We start from the raw sequence: 20,517 nt of genomic DNA, 5'->3' as shown, positions 1-20,517 counted from the left end.
TCGCCCTATGAAGGAAATAATTACCGAATCGCCCCTGCTGGCCTGGAGCCTGGTCGGCGTCTTGTTGGCCCTGGTCGTGGTGGCAACGCTGTGGGAGCGGGTCAAGTGGTGGTGGTTTAACACCTGGGTTAACTTCCCGCTGGTCGGCCGCATCGCCACCCTGGCGCGTGACGCCAGCGAAGACGTATCCTACCCCGGCTGGTTTTCCGGCGAGCGCACCTTGTGCCAGGAGTATAAGAATTTCGTCCATGTGCAGGACGAGCACGACTTCAATGAAAAAATCACCTACCTCACCAAGGCCGGCGACAATGGCCGGCGCAGCACACCGGGCTGGATCTGGCTGCTGACGGTCTCCATGGTGTTCGTCGAAGCGCTGGGATTTTCCTACGTGCTGGCCGGCTATACCATCCCCGGCGCCAGCGAGAACATGCAACAGACCGGCGCCTATGGCATCGCTTTCCTGATCTCCGTGATCCTCGTCGCCTTCACCCACTTCGCGGGCCACGAACTGTACAAGTCGCACCGTATCCGCAACGCGCGCCGCGAATGGGTGGAAGACAAGCGCCGCTTCAAGCTGACTACCGGCACCATGCCCTTGGCGCGCTCGCAGTCGGAGGACGACGATCAACCCGCCTACACGCAGTTGTGCAACCGCGTGGGCGCGCACCCGAGCTACATCCTGTCGATCGCCACGCTCGTCATCGTGCTGTTGATCGCCGGTGCCGCCACCTATGTGCGCGGCCAGGTGCTGGAAAAGGAACTGGTGGCGCGCATCACGCAGACCAACGCCGACATCGACAATGCGACACAATCGGCGGGCGACAGCCTGGACATGAGCAAGACGGCAGTGCGACTTCCCGACAGCGATACCGCATCGAACAACAATGCCGACAAGAAGGTGGCGGTCGACCAGGCCGATCTGGACCGTCATGGCGGCTGGGCCACATTTATTATCCTGGCCTTTGTGTTCGTCTTCCTGCAATTGCTGGGTGTAATCTTTGGCTACCGCTGGGGCTTCGCCGGCGAAAACAGCGCCGAAGCCTATCGCGACATCGGTGGCGGCCGCTACTCCAGCTACAGCGCCGTGCGTGATGCCTATCGCCGCGTGGCCGATACGGCCCAGGCCAGATTGGCCGTGTTGCAGCACCGTATCATGGCCGAGAACGGCCATGCCGGCACCTCCGGGCAGCACTTGAGCAAGACATTCCGCGACTATATCCAGGAAACCCGCATCGCCGACGAAGCGGAACGGTTGAACGAACAGCGCCATGCCAGTGCCATCAAGGCCCAGGTCGCGGCCCGTCCGGCAACGCCCGCGCCAGCGGCGCCGCGCCCGGCTACGCCGCCGTCCGGTGAGCAGAGTTGCGCCGACATCCTGGCCCAGCTGGACACCATGGGCGACGACAAGCCGGCCAAGCTGGCATTGTTGTCCACCCTGCCGGAAGAACTCAACGCCCAAGTCGTCGTTGCGCTGAAACGGCAAAAGGAAGAAAAGGCGCTGCGGGCCCGCAATGCGGAACTGGAGGACCTGCTGTGATCGCGGTACGCCTGCTGCCAGCGCTGCTGCTGTCCGGCGCAGCCTGGGCCGGCCCCGGCAATGCCGTTCACCCTTGCCATGACAGGCAATTGCCGGCCGCCGGCGCGCCGGCGCGCGCCATCTTCATCGCGGTCGATCAAACCACGCCGCTTAGTGCCGCGCTCCAGCAATCAGTCGCCGACAATCTGAAGCCATTCCTGGAGCCGGGCAGCAGCTTCACCGTACTGGTGTTTTCCGCCTACACCCAGGGCCATTACACCGACGTGCTGACGGCAGGCCAACTCGATCCCGCGTTGCCGCCCGCCGCCCGCAATGACATCGCCAAGCCCTTGCTGGCCAAGCTGGACCAGTGCCTGCAGCGCCAGCCCGTGCAAGCGGCCCAAGCCGCCGGCCAAGCGTTGCGGACGGCCTATCAGGGAACCAGCAGCAACATCGCGAAGTCGGATGTGCTGGCCAGCCTGAAGGCCATTTCGGCCATGGTGCAGCAATCGCCGGCGGCGGACAAGGTGGTGCTGATCGTGTCGGACATGCTGGAAAACTCGTCGGTGGCGAATTTCTACGCCGAGCAAGGTCGCGCCGTGCGCAATATCGATCCGGCGAAGGAACTGCGGGCGGTCGAAGAAAACCATTTGACCGGCGACTTTGACGGCGCCCGCCTGTACGTGATGGGGGCCGGCCTGTTGCCGGAGGATGGCAAGCAAAACAAGAGCTATCGCGACCCGAAAACCATGCAGGCCCTGTCCGCCTTCTGGAGTACCTATCTGGGCAAGTCAAACGGGAAACTGGTCGAATTCGGCCAACCGGCCCTGCTCAACCCGATCCGCTGAAGCGCGCAATGGCCGTTTCGACGGCTGATGAAAAAGCCCTGCAAGTCAACCACCTGCAGGGCTTTTTTACAGCAGCGTTATTGCTGTGTTTTAGAACGGAATATCGTCATCCATATCCGAGAAGTTCGGCGCCGGCTTCGGTGCCGGGCGCGGGGCCGGTGCCGGGGCCGCTTGCTGCGGACGGGGTGCCGGACGAGCCGGTGGGGCGTCGTAGCCGCCGTCATCCATGCCGGCGTCGCCGCCCATGCCCTGGCGGCCACCCAGCATCTGCATCTGCTCGGCGATGATGTCGGTCGCGTACTTCTCCACGCCGTCCTTGTCCGTGTACTTGCGGGTCTGCAGGCGGCCTTCGACGTAGACGGACGACCCTTTCTTCAGGTACTGGCCGACGATTTCGGCCAGGCGGCCGAAGAAGGAAATGCGGTGCCATTCCGTCAGCTCTTTCTGCTCGCCGGTGTTGCGGTCTTTCGACTTGTACGAGGTCGCCACGGCAATGTTGGCGATCGCGTCACCGCTAGGCATGTAGCGAATTTCCGGATCGCGACCCAGATTGCCGACGATGATGACTTTGTTGACTGATGCCATGAATAAAACTCCTGAGTAACGGCCGCTTCTGCACGCGGTTGATGTTTTGTAGAACCAAACGGCGATTATATGCCAAGCCGCCAGCGCGAGGCCAAGCAATTCGCGCGCCGCCGGCCAACCCCTGCGCCGCAACTTTTTCGTGTCACGGCTGAAACAGCCAATTCGAATACTGTTATTATATACAGTATTTAATACCCAACCTTTAGCGCTGTATCAATTCCGCCGCAGCTTGCGCCCAGGTCCGCGCCGCCGCGGCCGGCAGGGGCGCGGCCACGCGCCGGCGGAAACCCGGCTATAGTACTAGGTTGACCCGTTAGTTCCGGACCCGGACGCGCGCCGGCCCGCACCACTTACTGAAAGCAAGGCACGATAATGGAACAGATCCGCATCCGCGGCGCCCGTACGCACAACCTCAAGAACATCAATCTCGACCTGCCGCGCAACAAGCTGATCGTCATTACCGGCCTGTCCGGCTCGGGCAAGTCTTCGCTCGCGTTCGACACGCTGTACGCCGAGGGCCAGCGCCGCTATGTGGAATCGCTGTCGGCCTACGCGCGCCAGTTCCTGCAACTGATGGAAAAGCCGGACGTGGACTTGATCGAGGGCCTGTCGCCGGCCATCTCCATCGAACAGAAGGCCACGTCCCACAACCCGCGCTCCACCGTGGGCACGGTGACGGAAATCCACGACTACCTGCGCCTGCTGTACGCGCGCGTGGGCACGCCCTACTGCCCCGACCACCCGGAAAATCCGCTGGCGGCCCAGTCCGTGTCGCAGATGGTCGATGCCGTGCTGGCCATGCCCGAAGGCACCAAGCTGATGATCCTCGCGCCCGTGGTGGCCAACCGCAAGGGCGAGCACGCCGACCTGTTCGAGCAGATGCAGGCCCAGGGCTTTGTGCGCTTTCGCGTCCAGAGCGGCACGCACGACGCCAAGATCCATGAAGTGGAGAATCTGCCCAAGCTGAAGAAGACGGAAAAGCACACCATCGACGTGGTGGTGGACCGGGTCAAGGTCAATGCCGAGCTCAAGCAGCGGCTGGCGGAAAGCTTCGAGACGGCGCTGCGCCTGGCCGACGGCCGCGCCGTGGCGCTGGAAATGGATACCGGCAAGGAGCACGTCTATTCCAACAAGTTCGCCTGCAATGTGTGCGGCTATTCGCTGCAGGAGCTGGAACCGCGCCTGTTCTCGTTCAACAACCCGATGGGCGCCTGCCCCGAGTGCGACGGCCTGGGCCATATCGAATTCTTCGACCCCAAGCGCATCGTCGCCTTCCCCAACCTGTCGCTGGCGTCGGGCGCCGTCAAGGGCTGGGACCGGCGCAACCAGTTCTACTTCCAGATGCTGTCCAACCTGGCGGCCTACTACGAGTTCGACCTCGACCAGCCGTTCGAGCAGCTGCCGGCCCCGGCCCAGCAAGTGATCTTGCACGGCTCGGGCAAGCAGCAGATCCCGTTCGCCTACGTCAACGAGCGCGGCCGCACCGTCATCAAGGAACACACGTTCGAAGGCGTGGTCACCAACCTGGCGCGCCGCTACCGCGAAACGGACTCGATGGCCGTCAAGGAAGAACTGGCCAAGTTCATCAACGAGAAGCAGTGCCCGTCCTGCCACGGCGCGCGCCTGCGGGTGGAAGCGCGCTACGTCAAGGTCGGCACCGGCAAGCAGGAAAAAGCCATCTACGAGATCGCGGAAAAGCCGCTGCGTGACACCCTGACCTTCTTCGAGCAGCTGAAACTGAAAGGCGCCAAGAAGGACATCGCCGACCGCGTCGTCAAGGAAATCGTGTCGCGCCTGAAGTTCCTCAACAACGTGGGCCTGGACTACCTGTCGCTGGACCGCAGCGCCGACACCCTGTCCGGCGGCGAAGCCCAGCGCATCCGCCTGGCGTCGCAGATCGGTTCCGGCCTGACGGGCGTGATGTACGTGCTCGACGAACCGTCCATCGGCCTGCACCAGCGCGACAACGACCGCCTGATCGAGACCCTCAAGCACTTGCGCGACATCGGCAACAGCGTGCTGGTGGTCGAGCATGACGAAGACGCCATCCGTACCGCCGACTTCATCGTCGACATGGGCAAGGGCGCCGGCGTGCATGGCGGCGACGTGATCGCCCAGGGCACGCTGAAGGACATCCTGAAGAACAAGCAATCGCTCACGGCCCAGTACCTGAACGGCACGCTGCAGATCGCCGTGCCGGCCAAGCGCCACGTGGCCGATCCGGACCGCCAGCTGGTCATCACGGGTGCCACCGGCAACAACCTGAAAGGCGTCACGCTGAACCTGCCCGTGGGCCTGATGACGTGCGTGACGGGCGTGTCCGGTTCCGGCAAGTCGTCGCTGATCAACGACACGCTGTACCCGGCCCTGTCGCGCCACCTGTACGGTTCGCAGACGGAACCGTCGCCGCACGACAGCATCAGCGGCCTGGAGCACTTCGACAAGGTGATCGCCGTCGACCAGGCGCCCATCGGCCGCACGCCCCGCTCCAACCCGGCCACCTACACGGGCCTGTTCACGCCCATCCGCGACCTGTTCGCCACCGTGCCCATGGCCAAGGAACGGGGCTACAGCGCGGGCCGCTTCTCGTTCAACGTCAAGGGCGGACGCTGCGAAGCGTGCCAGGGCGATGGCGTAATCAAGGTCGAGATGCACTTCCTGCCCGACGTGTACGTGCCGTGCGACGTCTGCCACGGCAAGCGCTACAACCGCGAAACGCTGGAAGTGCACTACAAGGGCAAGAGCATCACGGAAATCCTCGACATGACGGTGGAGGACGCGCACGAGTTCTTCAAGCCGGTGCCGCTGATCGCGCGCAAGCTGCACACGCTGCTGGACGTGGGCCTCGGTTACATCAAGCTGGGCCAGAGCGCCACCACCTTGTCGGGCGGCGAGGCGCAGCGCGTCAAGCTGTCGCTGGAACTGTCCAAGCGCGACACGGGGCGCACCCTGTACATCCTGGACGAACCGACCACGGGCCTGCATTTCCACGACATCGACCTGCTGCTGAAGGTGATCCACCGCCTGCGCGACCAGGGCAACTCGCTCGTCATCATCGAGCACAACCTGGACGTCATCAAGACGGCGGACTGGATCGTGGACCTGGGACCGGAAGGGGGCGCCGGCGGCGGCCAGATCATCGCCAGCGGCACGCCGGAAGAGGTGGCTGCCAACCCGGCCAGCGTGACGGGCAAGTATCTGCAGCCGCTGCTCAACAGCAAATAAGGGTCAAGGGCTGGCGGGCCTGTCTCCAGGCCGCCAGCCGACACCTCAAGCGCCCCTGCCTACTGAACCCAGTTTCGCCTCCAGCTGCGCCAGCCGGTCAAAGCCCCAGAACGGCTCGCCGTCCGCGATCATGAACGGCACGCCGAACACGCCCCTGTCCACCGCGTCCGCGCTGGCCTGCTTGAACGCGGCCTTGACGGCCTCATCCTCCATCCCGGCCAGCAGCGCCTCGCGCTGCACACCGAGCGCGCCGGCGATCCCGGCCAGCACTTCCCTGTCCCCGATATCGACCCCGTCCCCGAAGTAGGCACTGAAACAGGTGCGGGCAAACGAGGCCGCCGTGTCCTCGTCATGGTTGGCGGCCAGCCACATCATGGCGCGCCCCGGCGCCAGCAACAACCTGGGGAAGCCGTCCGGCAAGCGGTAGGGAATGCCCGCCAGCCGCGCGCTGCGTTCCAGGTCGTGCTGCACATACCGCCACTTCAAGGGCACGAACGGCGCCAGCTGGGTGCCTGCCGCCTGGCTCAGGGCCGTCAACAGCACCGGCTTCCAGCGCACCCGGCGCCCGTGGGCGGCGGCCAGCCGCTCGATGCGGGTGGCCGCCAGATAGGCATAGGGCGAAATAAAGTCAAAGTAGAACTCGATGTCACTGCTCATGGTCAGCCTCCTATATGAAAGTCGTCATTACTATCGGGAAGGGAACGCAGCAGCGCCACCAGGCCAGTGGGCCAGGCCAGGTAGAGCGCCACGGGGACAAGCAACAGCCAGATACTCATATCAGCCTCCTTTTTCGCACACCTGTGCGAAATTAAAGCAAAAAAAACGGCCGGGCGCCACCCCGGCCCGCCGGCTACACCTCGTTGAAGCTCTTGTAGGTGGATATCAGCCGGTTGAAGGCGCGCTGGGCGTGGCGCAGCGCCGTGTCGTCATGCAGGAAACGGGTGTCGTGCAGCAAGCCCACGATCAGGCTGTAGATCTCGTACACCAGCTGTTCGGGGTCCGTGTCGGGCCGCAACTGGCCCGCTTCGATGGCCTGGCCTATGGTCTTGCGCAGCGACGCCCGCCACACCAGCGCGCCCTTGGCCAGCCGGTCGCGCACGGGACCGGGCTGGTCGTCGAATTCGAAGGCGCCGGCCGTGTACAGGCAGGAATGCCGCACTTCGCCGTCGCACACGCGGCGCATCCAGTTGCCCACCTGGGCCGTCAAACGGGGCAGGCCGCGCGGCAATTGCAGCGTGGGCAGCAGCACGGCGGCCGTGAAGCGGCGGTCGTATTCGTCCAGTACCGCCTCCTGCAACGCTTCCAGCGAACCGACACGGGAAAACACGCCGCTCTTGCTGATGCCGGTGCGCTTGGCGATCTCGCCCAGCGACAGCTTGCCTATGCCTTCGCCGGCCGCCATCTCGCAGGCGGCCACGATGATGGCGGCATAGGTGGCTTCGCTCTTGGCGGTCAGGGTGTCCATGGAAAGCACTTTAGCACACCTGTGCGAAATTGGCGAGGAATGAAAGAAAAATGAAAAACGCGCCACGTGGGCGCGTTCTTCCTCGGCTTGGTCAGGCTGCCGGGCCGGGCGCCGGGTCCGTTGCGCTAGCCATCAGGCCAGCGCTGGGCCGGTCGCCGCCCCGTCAGCCGCCGGCTCAGCCGTTCAGGCGCTGTTCCAGCTTGGCCATGTTGTCCTTCAGCTCTTGCGGCAGATGGTAGGCCAGCTTCTCGAACAGTTCGGCGTGCAGCTTCAGTTCTTCGCGCCAGGCGTCCTTGTCGATCGAGGTGATGGTCTCGAACTCTTCCGGCGTGAACGGCAGGCCGTCCCAGTGAATGTCGCCATAGCGCGGGGTCATGCCGAACAGGTTTTCGACGCCGCCGGCCTGGCCTTCCAGACGCTCCAGCATCCACTTCAGCACGCGCATGTTGTCGCCGAAGCCGGGCCACACGAAATGGCCCTGCTCGTCGGTGCGGAACCAGTTGACGCAGTAGATCTTCGGTGCGGCCGCGCCCAGCTTGGCGCCCATGTCCAGCCAGTGCTGGAAGTAGTCGCTCATGTTGTAGCCCATGAACGGCAGCATGGCGAACGGGTCGCGGCGCACGACGCCCATCTGGCCGGCGGCGGCGGCCGTCGTTTCCGAGCCCATGGTGGCAGCCATGTACACGCCTTCGATCCAGTTGCGCGCTTCCGTCACCAGCGGCACGGTGGTCGAGCGGCGGCCGCCGAAGATGAAGGCCGAGATCGGCACGCCGGCCGGATCGTCCCAGGCCGGGTCGATCACGGGGTTCTGGGTCGAGGCCACGGTGAAGCGGGCGTTCGGGTGGGCGGCCTTGGTGCCGGAGGCCGGCGTCCAGTCCTTGCCCTGCCAGTCGATCAGGTGCGCTGGCGCTTCCTTGGTCAAGCCTTCCCACCACACGTCGCCGTCGTCGGTCAGGGCGACGTTGGTGAAGATGGTGTTCTCGTTCAGGCAGGCCATGCAGTTCGAGTTGGTCTTGGTGTTGGTGCCGGGCGCTACGCCGAAGTAGCCCGCTTCCGGGTTGATGGCGTACAGGCGGCCGTCGGCGCCCGGTTTGATCCAGGCGATGTCGTCGCCGATGGTGGTCACTTTCCAGCCCTTGAAGGTGGCCGGCGGGATCATCATCGAGAAGTTGGTCTTGCCGCAGGCGGACGGGAAGGCAGCCGCCACATAGTGCTTCTTGCCTTCCGGCGATTCCACACCCAGGATCAGCATGTGCTCGGCCAGCCAGCCGTGACCGCCGGCCTTGGCTTCCTTGTGGCCCATGTTGGAGGCGATGCGCAGCGCGAAGCATTTCTTGCCCAGCAGCGCGTTGCCGCCGTAACCGGAACCGTAGGACCAGATTTCGCGCGTCTCAGGGAAGTGCACGATGTATTTGGTGGCGTTGCAGGGCCACGCCACATCCTTCTGGCCAGCCTTGAGGGGGGCGCCCACGCTGTGCACGCACGGCACGAAGGGGCCGTCTTCGCCCAGCACGTCGTACACGGCGCGGCCCATGCGGGTCATCACTTTCATGTTGACGGCCACATAGGCCGAGTCGGACAGTTCGACGCCGATGTGGGCGATCGGCGAACCGAGCGGGCCCATCGAGAACGGCACCACATACATGGTGCGGCCCGTCATGCAGCCGTCGAACAGGCCGTTCAGGGTGCCGCGCATTTCGCCCGGTTCCGTCCAGTTGTTGGTAGGGCCGGCTTCTTCCTTGGTGGCCGAGCAGATGAAGGTGCGGTCTTCCACCCGCGCCACGTCGCTCGGGTCGGAGCAGGCCAGGTAAGAGTTGGGACGCTTGTCCTGGCTCAGCCGTTTCATGGTGCCCGCTGCCACCATCTCGCCGCACAGGCGGTCGTATTCTTCTTGCGAACCGTCGCACCAGTAGATACGATCCGGTTTGGTCAGGGCGGCGATATCGGCCACCCAATTGATCAGTTTTTGCTGCTTGATGTAAGCTGGGACGTTCAGTGCTGCAACGCCACCCATAACGGGCTGATTCATAGTACCTCCAATGCCAATAAAAGAATTCTGGTCTTGTCCCGGCAGGCAGGATCGTCGTCAGCCGCGCACGCTGGTAGCGCGCGCCTTGCGCCCGGGAGGCATGGCGAGATGGGGCTATGCTCCGGCGGTACGGCGGTCATGTCGCGCACCCCGCGCCGGCGGGACACGCAGCCCAATCATGTGCCTGGGCTGATGGAACGTATTGCGCAGGCTCGGTGGTCGAGCCTGAAAAATTGTGGGCGATTGTACACCTGTCCACCCCGCTTTCCGACATAAATGTAGGAGAAATTGTTGAGTAAAGTAGTAAGCTATTCCGGAAATTAATAAACCTGTTATTTCGCTACGAAATCCACCACAAAATCTGGCAACTCCCATGAAAATTGCAATTCTCGACGATTACCAGAATGCTACTCCAAGCCTGGAATGCTTCAAGCTCCTGGACGGTCATGATGTCAAAATCTTCAACAATTCGGCGCGCGGATTAGGCCAGCTGGCGATCCGCCTGGCGCCGTTCGACGCCCTGGTGCTGATCCGCGAACGCACCGTGTTGAACCGGGCCCTGCTGTCCAAACTGCCCAACTTGAAGCTGATCTCCCAGACCGGCAAGGTGGCCGGCCACGTCAACGTGGACGCGGCCACCGAGCACGGCATCGCCATCGCGGAAGGGGTCGGTTCGCCCACGGCGCCGGCCGAACTGACGTGGGCCCTGATCATGGCCGCCGCGCGCAAGATCGTGCCCTATGCCAGCAACCTCAAGGACGGCCTGTGGCAGACGGCCTCCATCAACCCGGCCCTGAACACGCTGGGCACGACGCTCAAGGGCCGCACGCTGGCCATCTGGGGTTACGGCAAGATCGGCCAGCTGGTGGCCGGCTACGGCCGCGCGTTCGGCATGCAGGTGCTGGTGTGGGGCAGCCAGGCCAGCCGCGAGGCGGCCGTGCGCGACGGCAACCAGGCGGCCGCCAGCCGGCAAGCGTTCTTCGAGCAGGCCGACGTGTTGAGCCTGCATTTGCGCCTGAACGACGCCACCCGCGGCATCGTCACGGCCGACGACCTGGCCCGCATGAAGAAAAGCGCCCTGTTCGTCAACACCAGCCGGGCCGAACTGGTGCAGCCGGAAGCGCTGGAACTGGCCCTGCCCCAGGGCCGGCCCGGCTACGCGGCGCTGGACGTGTACACGGACGAGCCGCTGCCGGCCAGCCATCCGCTGCTGCGCATGCCGGTGGTGCTGGCCACGCCCCACCTGGGCTATGTGGAAAAGGACAGCTACGAGCTGTATTTCCGCCATGCCTTCCAGAACGTGGTCGATTTCGCGGCCGGCCGCTGCGACAAGATCCTCAACCCGGACTACCTGCAGTACGTGCAGGCGGGCTGAGGCCGCTAGCGGATTGCGGGCAGGCCAGTCAGGTCGATGGCGGGGGTGGGCAGCGCGTGGACCTTGCTCCACAGGCCGGCCCAGCCGGGCGGCCACGGCAGCGCCGGCCCCGTGTAGGGCGCCAGCGTGGCCCGCACCGGCACCACGGGCACGGGCGGCATGTCCTGCAGCGGGCCGTGGGCCGGGCGCTGCATGTCCAGGCTGTACATATAGCCGGGCAGCAAGGCGTCGCACACGGCGGCGAACCAGGCCGTGTGGTCCTCGTCGCGGCCCAGGGCCTGGGCCAGTCCCTGGGGATCGAAGCGGGCCAGGGCGTGGACCAGCTCGTCCGTGGAGGCGCCCGGCGAGTCGCCCCAGCCCATCACGGGGTTGACGTTGTAATCGGCGCCCGAGCCGTACCAGCCTTCGCGCCACGGCCGCTGCATCCAGTCGCGCTGGCCCGTGAACAAATGCCAGCGCCAGTGCAGCCCGGACGGCTTGGGCCAGGAATACAGGTACAGCCGCTGGTAGCCGGCCTGGTGCAGGGCGCGCACCAGCGCCATCAGGCGCGCGTGGGGCATGCGGTCGGGCGGGGCGCGGCGGAACAGGATGGCTTCGCCGTCGGCGAACTGCACCTCGTCGGTGGACAGGTTCAAGTCCAGCGTGCGGGCCTCGCTGCCGAAGCGGGCGCTGATCCAGCCCGTCAACAGGTTGACGGTCGTGATAACGCCGTAGCCGCGGTAGCGGTGGAAGATGACGGTGCCGGGAGCGACGGTTTTCATGACGGCGGGCAAGCTAAAGACGGACAAAGAAACCAGTGTAGTCACAGTATGCCCGACTTTCCAGTCCCTCGTAACGGCGCGCGGCGGGCTGGGGGCGCGGGCCGTTTCGCGTTATGATGCGCCTCATTTCACTGTAGAGGATTTTCCCACCATGACCTTGCGCATCCTCGCCACCGGCGGCACTTTCGACAAGCATTACGATGAACTGAACGGTAAACTGGGCTTCGGCGACAGCCACGTGCCGGCCCTGCTGGCGCGCTGCCGCCTGACGGTGGACGTGGCACTGGAGCAACTGCCGCTCATGGATTCACTCGACATGGTGGACGCCGACCGCGCCCGCATCCTGGCCGCGTGCCAGGCGGCGCCCGAGCGGGCCATCGTCATCATCCACGGCACCGACACCATGCCGCAGACGGCGGCCGTGCTGGGGCCGGCCAAGCTGGGCCAGACCATCGTCCTGACGGGCGCCATGATCCCCTACGAAATCGCCAATTCGGACGCCCTGTTCAACCTGGGCTTCGCCTGCGGCGTGGCGCAGACCCTGGCGCCGGGCGTGTACGTGGCCATGAACGGCCAGATCTTCGCCTGGGACAACGTGCAGAAGAACCGCGCCGCCGGCGTGTTCCAGCCGCTGTAAGCAAATCCTCAAAAAAAAATGCCGCACCGTGGTCTCCGGTGCGGCATGGGGATGGTGCGGGCCGGGCTTAAGCCTTGGCTTCGCCGCCCAGCGCCTCGACCACGTCGGCCAGCAGCTTGCTCAGCTCGCCCGTCATCAGCATGAAGTCGCCGTCGAAACGCTCGTCGTCGTTGCGGGTCGACGATTCCTTTTCGCTGATCACGTCCAGCGGCTTGATGCCCTTGATGGCCAGCGATTCCGTGAGCACGAAGGAAATCTTGCTGTCCCACGTCATGGCCAGGCGGGTGCACTGCTTGCCGGCCGCGATGTGGCGCCGCACTTCGTCCGCTTCCAGCGTGTGGCGCACGTAGCGCACGGCGGCCTTGCTCTCGCCCGTGGCGCGCAGTTCCGTGTCCATGTCGACCGTGAAGCCGGCCGGGGCGTCGTCCGCCTGCAGCCATTCCGTCATCACGCCCACCGGCGAGCGCTGCACGCGCAGGCTCTCCAGCGGCAGCTTGTCGACCGCCTTCAGCAGCAGCTTGATCACTTCGTCAGCCTTGGCCGGGCTGGCCGCGTCCACCACCAGCCAGCCGTTGACGGGGTCGATCCACGTCCACACATTGCCGCGGATGGAGAAGGCGCGCGGCAGCAGTTCGTCGGCCACGCGCTCCTTCAGTTCCTTCATGGCTTTCTTGCCGGGCGCGAAACCTTGCGCTTCTTCCATCTCGGCCGCGCGGGCCTTGGCCACCTGGTTGATGACGGACGATGGCAGCAGTTTCTTTTCCGTGCCCAGCAGGATCAGCATCTGCTTGTTGACCACGTGCACCAGGCCGCCGTTCGGACGGGGACGGTCCCAACCCTGGCGCAGCAGTTCGTTGCTGCTGGCAGGCACAAAGGAATGGGGCGCCAGCGCTGCTTCCAGTTGTTCCGGGGTGTACGCCCAAGGGGCGGGCAGACGGTAAATCTGAAGATTCTTGAACCACATAAGAGTATTTGCCTTGTTTCAGTGTTGCCAGGGGAACGACATTTTACACGCTCGCGCCCCCGCCGCGCCGGGATTCGCACCGGCGCGCACGGCAACACAATTCAAGCCGGCAGGCGGTAGTCCTTGAACTGCTCGCGCAGCTTCATCTTCTGCAGTTTGCCGGTGGCCGTGTGCGGCAAGTCCTCGACGAAGGCGACATCGTCCGGCAGCCACCACTTGGCCACCCGCCCGCCCAGATAGGCCAGCAAGTCCTCGCGCGTGACCTCGTGGCCGGCCTTGCGCACCACCACCAGCAGCGGACGCTCCTGCCACTTGGGGTGGGCGATGCCGATCACGGCCGCCTCGGCCACGGCCGGGTGGCCCACGGCCGCGTTCTCCAGGTCGATCGACGAAATCCACTCGCCGCCCGACTTGATCACGTCCTTGGCGCGGTCCGTGATGTGCATGTAGCCGTCGGCATCGATGGTGGCCACGTCGCCCGTGTCGAAAAAGCCGTCGGCGTCGAGCTGCCGGCCCCCTTCGCCGCGGAAGTAGGACGACACGATCCACGGCCCCTTGACCAGCAGGTGGCCGAAGGCCTTGCCGTCGCGCGGCAGGCTGTGGCCCTCGTCGTCCGTGATCTTCATGGTCACGCCGAACAGGGTGCGGCCCTGCTTGGACTGCAGCTTGCGGCGCGCCTCCAGCGGCAGCGCCGCGTGCTTGGGCAGCAGCTTGCACACGGTGCCCAATGGCGACATCTCCGTCATGCCCCAGGCGTGCATCACGGTGGCGCCGAAGCCGTCCTCGAACCGTTCGATCATGGATACGGCGGCCGCCGAGCCGCCGATCACGCAGCGCTGCAGGCACAGTTCGCGGCGCGGGTCGACGCCGGCCGTGTCCACATGGCGGAACAGCATCAGCCACACGGTGGGCACGCCCAGCGCCATCGTCACGCGCTCGTCGCGCATCAGTTCATAGATGCTCTTGCCGTCCAGCCCGGGGCCGGGCAGCACCAGCTTGGCGCCGCACATGGCGCCCGAATAGGGCATGCCCCAGGCGTTCACGTGGAACATGGGCACCACCACCAGGGCCGAATCGCCGCCCGACAGGGCCAGGCCGTCGGCGCTGCAGGCGGCCATCGAATGGAGCACGGTGGAGCGGTGCGAATACAGCACGCCCTTGGGGTGGCCCGTGGTACCGGAGGTGTAGCACAGCGAGGCGGCGGTGTTCTCGTCCAGCTCGGGCCAGGCGAACGCGGGGGCGGCGCCGTCCAGCAGCTCTTCGTAGCACTGCAGGCGCGGGATGTCGAGCTGCGGCATGTGGGCCCGGTCCGTCATGGCGATGAAGGCCTTGACGGTGGGCAGCTGCGGCGCCAGCTCGGCCACCAGGGCCGCGAAGCCGATGTCGAAGAACAGGTACTGGTCTTCCGCATGGTTGACGATGTACTCGATCTGCTCCTTGAACAGGCGCGGATTGATCGTGTGCAGCACGGCGCCCATGCCCGACACGGCGTAGTACAGCTCCATGTGACGGTAGCCGTTCCAGGCCAGCGTGCCCACGCGCTCGCCCTGCTGCACGCCGAGGCGGGTCAGCACATTGGCCATCTGGCAGGCGCGCTGGTGCACCTGGCCGTAGCTGGTGCGGTGCACCGGTCCCTCGGACGTACGGGAGATGATTTCCGCCTGCGGGTGGTTGCTGGCGGCGTGTTCAATCAGCGACGAGACCAGCAGCGACTGGTGTTGCATTAATCCGAGCATGTACTTCTCCTGAAAACGAACTATGAGTGAGATTGATCCTGCAGGGCCAACGGGCAGGGCCGGCGCCGCTGGCGGCAGCGCGCAGTGCAGCGGTGCGGCACGTGGTCGGCCATGGCCGGCGCCAGCACGGCGCGCCGCACGGAGGCGGCATACCAGCGTCCGCCGTTCTGGCCCTTGAGGCCGCGCCCGTTCAGGCGCGCGGCGATCTGGTGGAAGGCCGCGCCGGCCGCCCGCAGCGCCAGGATTTCGGCGCGGATGGCGGCGTCGGGCGGCGCAAGCTGGGACATGGAACGCGGGCCGCTTACACTTTCCGCAGCAGGAAGTGCGACAGCGCCGGCACCAGCATCAGCGCGCCCAGCATATTGAGCGTGAACATGAACGTGAGCAGGATGCCCATGTCGGCCTGGAACTTGATGGGCGACCAGGCCCAGCACACCACGCCGGCGGCCAGCGTCACGCCCACCAGCGCCACTACCTTGCCGGTGAATTGCAGCGCGTGGCGGTAGGCTTCGGCCAGCGTGTCGCCCTGGCGTTGCTGCGCCAGCTGCACCGACAGCAGGTACAGCGCGTAATCGACGCCGATGCCCACGCCAAGCGCGATCACGGGCAAGGTGGCCACCTTGACGCCCATGCCCAGCATGACCATCAGCGCTTCGCACAGGATGGAGGTCAGCACCAGCGGCAGCACGGCCACCAGCACCGCGCGCCAGCTGCGGAAGGTGAGGAAGCACAGCACGATCACGGCCGCATACACATACAGCAGCATCTTGTGGTTCGCTTCGCGCACCACGATGTTGGTGGCCGCTTCGATGCCGGCGCTGCCGGCGGCCAGCAGGAACTGGCGATCGTTGCCGCTGTGGGCGGCGGCGAAGGCGGCGGCGGCGGCCGTCACCCGTTCCAGCGTCTCGGCCTTGTGGTCGGACAGGTAGGCGATCACGGGCATGAGCGAGCAGTCGCCGTTGAACAGGTCGGGGTTGTTGACGGACGCCTGCTGGGCGCCGTAGTTGAGCACATCCTGGTTGCGCGAGATGGTCAGCCATTTCGGGCTGCCCTCGGAACTGCCGGCCGTCACCTGGCGCACGGCGTCCACCAGCGACACGGTGGTCTGCACGCCGGGGATCTGCTGCAGGGTCCACGCCAGGCGGTCCGCCTCGACCAGGGTTTCGTATTTGAGGCAGCCTTCCTTGGGCGTCTTGACCATCACGGCGAACTGGTCGGACGAGAGCGAATAGTGGGCCGTGATGTAGCCGTTGTCGCGGTTGTAGCGCGACTCGGCGCGCAGCTCGGGCGCGCCCGGATCGAGGTCGCCGATCTTCAGGCCCGTGCTGACGATGAAGCCGCCCACGGCCAGCACCAGCGCCACGGCGATGGCGCCTATGGCCCATCGGCGTTCCGTGAAGCGCTCCAGCAGATGCCAGACGCCGTGCTGGGTCAGGGTGGCTTCCTCGCGCAGGCAGCGGCGCGCGGCCGCCTTCGATACGCCCACATACGACAGCAGCACTGGCAACAGCAGCAGGTTGGTGAAGATCAGCACGGCCACGCCCAGCGAGGCCGTCATGGCCAGGTCCTTGATGACGGGGATGTCGATCACCATCAGCACGGCAAAGCCCACGGCGTCGGCCAGCAGCGCCGTCAGGCCGGCCAGGAACAGGCGGCGGAAGGTATAGCGGGCCGCCACCAGCAGGTGGGTGCCGCGGCCCACGTCCTGCATGATGCCGTTCATCTTCTGGGCCCCGTGCGAGACGCCGATGGCGAACACCAGGAACGGCACCAGGATCGAGAACGGGTCCAGTTCAAATCCGAGCGCAGCCACCAGGCCCAGTTGCCACACCACGGCCACGATGGAGCAGGCCACCACCAGCGCGGTGGAACGCACGCAGCGCGTGTAGCCGTAGATGACGGCGGTGGCGATGGCGGCGGCGGCGCCGAAGTACAGCACCACCTTCATCATGCCGGCCAGCAGTTCGCCGATCAGCTTGGCGAAGCCCACCGTGTGCAGCCGCACCTTGAACGGGCCCTTTTCGGCGGCCTGCATCTGCCTGTCGAGCGCAGTCGAAAACGTTGAGTAGTCAATCATCTTGCCCGTGGCCGGGTCCTTGTCCAAGAGCGGCACGAAGATCATGGTGGACTTGAAGTCGTTCGCCACCAGGCTGCCGACGATGCCGGAGCGGGCGATGTTGATCTTGAGCTGTTCCACGCTGCGCGCCGAGCCGTCGTAACTGTCTGGCATCACGGGGCCGCCCTGGAAGCCTTCCTCCGTCACTTCGTTCCAGCGCACGGTGGGGGTCCACATGGACTTCATCCACGCGCGGTCCACGCCGGGCGTGAGGAACAGTTCGTCGTTGACGCGCTTGAGCGCTTCCAGGTATTGCGGGTCGAAGATGTCGCCGGTGGGGTTTTCCACCACCACCCGCACCGCGTTACCGAGGCCGCGCAAGGCGCCCTTGTTGGCCAGGTAGTTCTGGATATAGGGCTGCGACTGCGGCATCATTTTTTCGAAGCTGGCGTTGAGCTTGAGCCGCGTGACGCCGCTCCAGGCCAGCGCCAGCGTCACCAGCGCGCACACCACCACGAACCACACGCGGTGGTTGAACACCATGCGTTCCAGCCGGTTGCCCGAGCGCTGGTCGAACTGGTCCAGCGTGCGTACCACCGGCATGCTGTCTAGTTGGTTGATCCCCATATCCATTCCTGTCTCTCCAAAGATGCTGATGGCCGTTGGCGCGCTGCGCTGCGGCTCTTGTGTGTTGTGATGTTTAAAAGTTCAATGGGCCGCCAGCGGCTGCTGGCGCAGGCCGCGCACACCGCCCAGCACCAGTTGCCCGTCGGCGGCCAGCGCGGCCGACACGGGGCCGCCCGGCGGCGTGGGCAGGCGTGCGAAGGTGGCGCCGGCGTCGGTGCTGACCAGCACCTGGCCGGCCTGGCTGACCAGCAGCAAGCGCCCGTCCGGCGCCAGGGCCGATGCCGTCAGGCCCACCTGCAGGCCCGTCTCCACCTTGCTCCAGCTGGCGCCGCGGTCCGTACTGCGATAGGCGTTGCCGCGCAGGCCGTACACCAGCAGCGCGTCGCCCTGGCCCGCGAGGCCAAAATAGGTGCCGCGATAGGGCGTGGCCTGGGCCTGGAAGCGGCCCTGCTCGCGGTTCAGGCGCAGCACCAGGCCCTGCTCGCCCACGATGTACAGATCACCGCCCACGGCGCGGATCGCGTTCAGGTGGAAGGCGCTGGGATTGTCGGTACGGTCGGCCCAGCTCTGCCAGGTGCGGCCGCCGTCGGCCGTGTGGAAGATCAGGTTGAAGGCGCCCACCACGTAGCCATTGTTGCGGTCCTCGAACCACACGTCGAGGAAGGGTTTGTCGGGCCCCTGCTGCACCATGCGCTGGGCATCGGCGCGCTGGGCGTCGGTGGCGCGCGGGTCCTTGCTCACCTGTTCGTTGAGCAGAAAGGCGGCGGCGCGGCCGTCGAGCTGCTTGCTCCAGCTGGCGCCGCCGTCCACGCTGTGCAGCACCACGCCGTCGTGGCCCACGGCCCAGCCCAGCTCCGGCGTGGGGAAGTGCACGGCCACCAGGTCCGAGGCCAGCGGCACGGCGGCCTGGGTCCAGTTCTTGCCGCCGTCGTCCGAGTAGACGATGTGGCCGCGCTGGCCCACGGCCACCAGCCGCTTGCCGGCCTGCGCCAGCCCGTTGATCAGGGCGCGCGCGGCCAGCGGGCTGCGCGCGGCCGGCGTGTCGAGCGGGTCGGCGAACGGTTGGGTGGCCGCCAGCGCGGGCGTGGCGGCGACGGCCATGGCAGCCGTGGCGACCACGTAAGCCAGCAGGCCGCGCTTGAAACAGGTGAGTGCGTTCATGTTCGGTACTGAAAAAAATCGGTGAAGCTGCAAACAGGCAGGGCTGCCGAAAAAGGCCGCCGGCCGGCGGAGATCGAACTGATTCCGGCCGGCGACAAAGAGAAACACGGTGCTTGGTGCCTGACTCTTGCTACGTATTGCCGTTACTGCCCTCGCTTAGCGCACGCCGGCGCCGGCCAGCGCCTCGGCCGTCCATTCCGACGCCTTGAGCGGCTCGATGTACTTGATGCCGCCGTGCATGCCGAATACGCCCGTGATGTTGTAGGCGCCGCTGACGAAGTCGTAAATCATGTGGTTGCCCGTCTGGCCGGCCTGCACGTCCCAGCTGAAGCTGATGTGGTCGAACGAGGCGCGGTACAACTGGCCGCGCGCATCGTATTCGTCCGACGCCAGCGCGGTCCAGCTGTCCTCGTCGATGTAGAACGTGCGCTTGCTGTAGATGTGGCGCTTGCCCGGCTTGAGGGTGGCCTCCACCACCCACACGCGGTGGGTTTCCCAGCGCACCAGGTCGGGATTGACGTGGTTGGGCTTGGTGATGTCGGCCGCCACCTTGTGATAGCCGATCTTGTAGGCGTTGTACGGCACGATCATTTCCTTCTTGCCGATCAGCTTGAAGTCGTAGCGGTCCATGGCGCCATTGAACACCCACGCATCGTCATAGGTCGAGGCGCCGGCCGAGCCGGGGTTGGGTGTGTCGTAGGCCACGTCCGGCGCCAGCTTGACGCGGCGCTGGCCGGGCAGGTACTGCCACACTTTGCGCGGCTGGACCATGGGGTTGACGGCGTCCAGCACCAGCAAGCCTTCGCCGGCGCGGCGGGCCGGCGCCACGTAGGCCAGCTTGGTGCGGAAGAACACTTCATTCTGCTTGGCCGGTTCCGTGCGCTTGGGGTCCGACAGCGGGAATTCCTGGTAGATCTCGCCCGTCGTGGCCAGGGTCGGCACGCCCGACGCGTCCACGTTCCACGAATCGTACTTGGTGAAGTTGGCCAGGCCCTGGTAGCGCAGCAGGTGGTTCCACATCACTTCGTAGCCGCTCTTGGGGATGGGGAACGGCACCCCGGCCAGCGCCCCTTCCAGGCCCACGCCGCCTTCGGTGGCCTTGGCGTTGACGGCGTTCTTGGCCGTGTTGTCGATCACGAACTTCGGATAGTTGAAGCTGCGATGGGTCGGATACACGTCGACCCGGTAGGTGGCGAAGCGCTTGAGCAGTTCGCGCGTGCCGGCCGTCAGCTTGTCTTCCTGGCCGGCCAGGTTCTTGCCCGTGATGACCAGGCGCGGCTTATCGGCCGCATACGGGTCGGGGCGCATGCCGCCGCCCTTGGCGATGGCCGGGCCGTTGGTCAGGCCGCCCGTGTACTCGGGGATCACGCCATCCTTGCTGGCCGCCTTTTCCGCGCCGACGGCGGTCAGGGTGGTGCCCAGCTGTTTGGCTTCGTCCGGCGAGACGTTGGCGTGGGCCAGGGTGGCGGCCGACAGGGCGGCCGCCATCAGGGTGAGTTTGAACAGTTTATGGGTAGCCATCATCATCATCC

General features: G+C 65.6%; 16 protein-coding genes. 5 read left to right on the top strand and 11 right to left on the bottom strand.

What is annotated here, in order from left to right; genetic code table 11:
• Positions 1-7: 7 nt before the first annotated feature.
• Positions 8-1,537, top strand: coding sequence for a hypothetical protein (locus AC3WOS_RS24535; protein ID WP_492719414.1), 1,530 nt, complete (start codon positions 8-10; stop codon positions 1,535-1,537).
• A complete protein-coding gene (locus tag AC3WOS_RS24530; protein WP_492719413.1) occupies positions 1,534-2,364 on the top strand; it encodes a hypothetical protein in 831 nt (276 codons plus the stop codon). Before AC3WOS_RS24535 ends, AC3WOS_RS24530 begins: the two co-directional genes overlap by 4 nt.
• A gap of 90 nt (positions 2,365-2,454) precedes the next feature.
• Here AC3WOS_RS24530 and ssb read toward each other — a convergent pair whose 3' ends face one another.
• Positions 2,455-2,949, bottom strand: a complete 495-nt coding sequence (ssb, locus tag AC3WOS_RS24525) for a single-stranded DNA-binding protein (RefSeq protein ID WP_492719412.1) — start codon at positions 2,947-2,949, stop codon at positions 2,455-2,457.
• A 372-nt stretch (positions 2,950-3,321) separates the two neighbouring features.
• Between ssb and uvrA the strand changes: the two genes are divergently transcribed.
• The gene (gene uvrA / locus AC3WOS_RS24520) at positions 3,322-6,174 is read left to right on the top strand and encodes an excinuclease ABC subunit UvrA (protein WP_492719410.1); all 2,853 of its coding nucleotides are present in this window, start codon (positions 3,322-3,324) and stop codon (positions 6,172-6,174) included.
• Positions 6,175-6,219: 45 nt separating this feature from the next.
• On the opposite strand, the gene AC3WOS_RS24515 is transcribed toward uvrA, so the two are convergent.
• The 3 genes from AC3WOS_RS24515 to AC3WOS_RS24505 all read right to left on the bottom strand — a co-directional run bounded on the left by AC3WOS_RS24515 (position 6,220) and on the right by AC3WOS_RS24505 (position 9,668).
• Positions 6,220-6,831 carry a 2-hydroxychromene-2-carboxylate isomerase gene (locus tag AC3WOS_RS24515; RefSeq protein WP_492719408.1) on the bottom strand — a complete coding sequence of 204 codons (612 nt, stop codon included), beginning with the start codon at positions 6,829-6,831 and terminating at the stop codon, positions 6,220-6,222.
• Between the two features lie 193 nt (positions 6,832-7,024).
• Positions 7,025-7,639: a TetR/AcrR family transcriptional regulator gene (locus AC3WOS_RS24510; protein WP_492719407.1), complete on the bottom strand. Its 615-nt coding sequence runs from the start codon at positions 7,637-7,639 to the stop codon at positions 7,025-7,027.
• Between the two features lie 175 nt (positions 7,640-7,814).
• On the bottom strand, positions 7,815-9,668 hold the full coding sequence (locus tag AC3WOS_RS24505; protein ID WP_492719405.1) for a phosphoenolpyruvate carboxykinase (GTP): 1,854 nt from the start codon (positions 9,666-9,668) through the stop codon (positions 7,815-7,817).
• A gap of 373 nt (positions 9,669-10,041) precedes the next feature.
• Between AC3WOS_RS24505 and AC3WOS_RS24500 the strand changes: the two genes are divergently transcribed.
• Positions 10,042-11,043 (top strand): D-2-hydroxyacid dehydrogenase family protein, encoded by a 1,002-nt coding sequence (locus AC3WOS_RS24500; protein ID WP_492719403.1) that lies wholly within the window; start codon positions 10,042-10,044, stop codon positions 11,041-11,043.
• 5 nt (positions 11,044-11,048) lie between these two features.
• Here AC3WOS_RS24500 and AC3WOS_RS24495 read toward each other — a convergent pair whose 3' ends face one another.
• Positions 11,049-11,804 carry an L-asparaginase gene (locus AC3WOS_RS24495; RefSeq protein WP_492719402.1) on the bottom strand — a complete coding sequence of 252 codons (756 nt, stop codon included), beginning with the start codon at positions 11,802-11,804 and terminating at the stop codon, positions 11,049-11,051.
• A 151-nt stretch (positions 11,805-11,955) separates the two neighbouring features.
• Between AC3WOS_RS24495 and AC3WOS_RS24490 the strand changes: the two genes are divergently transcribed.
• The gene (locus AC3WOS_RS24490) at positions 11,956-12,441 is read left to right on the top strand and encodes an asparaginase domain-containing protein (protein ID WP_492719400.1); all 486 of its coding nucleotides are present in this window, start codon (positions 11,956-11,958) and stop codon (positions 12,439-12,441) included.
• A 67-nt stretch (positions 12,442-12,508) separates the two neighbouring features.
• Here the strand turns inward: AC3WOS_RS24490 and AC3WOS_RS24485 are convergent, their stop codons facing one another.
• The 6 genes from AC3WOS_RS24485 to AC3WOS_RS24460 form a co-directional block, all read right to left on the bottom strand.
• A complete protein-coding gene (locus AC3WOS_RS24485) occupies positions 12,509-13,405 on the bottom strand; it encodes a recombination-associated protein RdgC (protein ID WP_492719398.1) in 897 nt (298 codons plus the stop codon).
• A gap of 101 nt (positions 13,406-13,506) precedes the next feature.
• Positions 13,507-15,141 (bottom strand): 3-(methylthio)propionyl-CoA ligase, encoded by a 1,635-nt coding sequence (locus tag AC3WOS_RS24480; protein ID WP_492719397.1) that lies wholly within the window; start codon positions 15,139-15,141, stop codon positions 13,507-13,509.
• A gap of 20 nt (positions 15,142-15,161) precedes the next feature.
• Positions 15,162-15,428 (bottom strand): recombinase family protein, encoded by a 267-nt coding sequence (locus AC3WOS_RS24475; protein ID WP_492719395.1) that lies wholly within the window; start codon positions 15,426-15,428, stop codon positions 15,162-15,164.
• A gap of 14 nt (positions 15,429-15,442) precedes the next feature.
• Entirely contained in the window at positions 15,443-17,824 is a 2,382-nt protein-coding gene (locus AC3WOS_RS24470) for an efflux RND transporter permease subunit (RefSeq protein WP_492719394.1), read from the bottom strand.
• A gap of 81 nt (positions 17,825-17,905) precedes the next feature.
• On the bottom strand, positions 17,906-18,985 hold the full coding sequence (locus AC3WOS_RS24465; protein WP_492719392.1) for a WD40/YVTN/BNR-like repeat-containing protein: 1,080 nt from the start codon (positions 18,983-18,985) through the stop codon (positions 17,906-17,908).
• A 156-nt stretch (positions 18,986-19,141) separates the two neighbouring features.
• Positions 19,142-20,506: a DUF1329 domain-containing protein gene (locus AC3WOS_RS24460; protein ID WP_492719391.1), complete on the bottom strand. Its 1,365-nt coding sequence runs from the start codon at positions 20,504-20,506 to the stop codon at positions 19,142-19,144.
• Positions 20,507-20,517 lie beyond the last annotated feature (11 nt).

This window comes from Rugamonas sp. FW305-51, assembly GCF_058786935.1.
The sequence above is the reverse complement of the archived record's forward strand: the minus strand, read 5'-3'. Positions and strand labels throughout refer to the sequence as shown.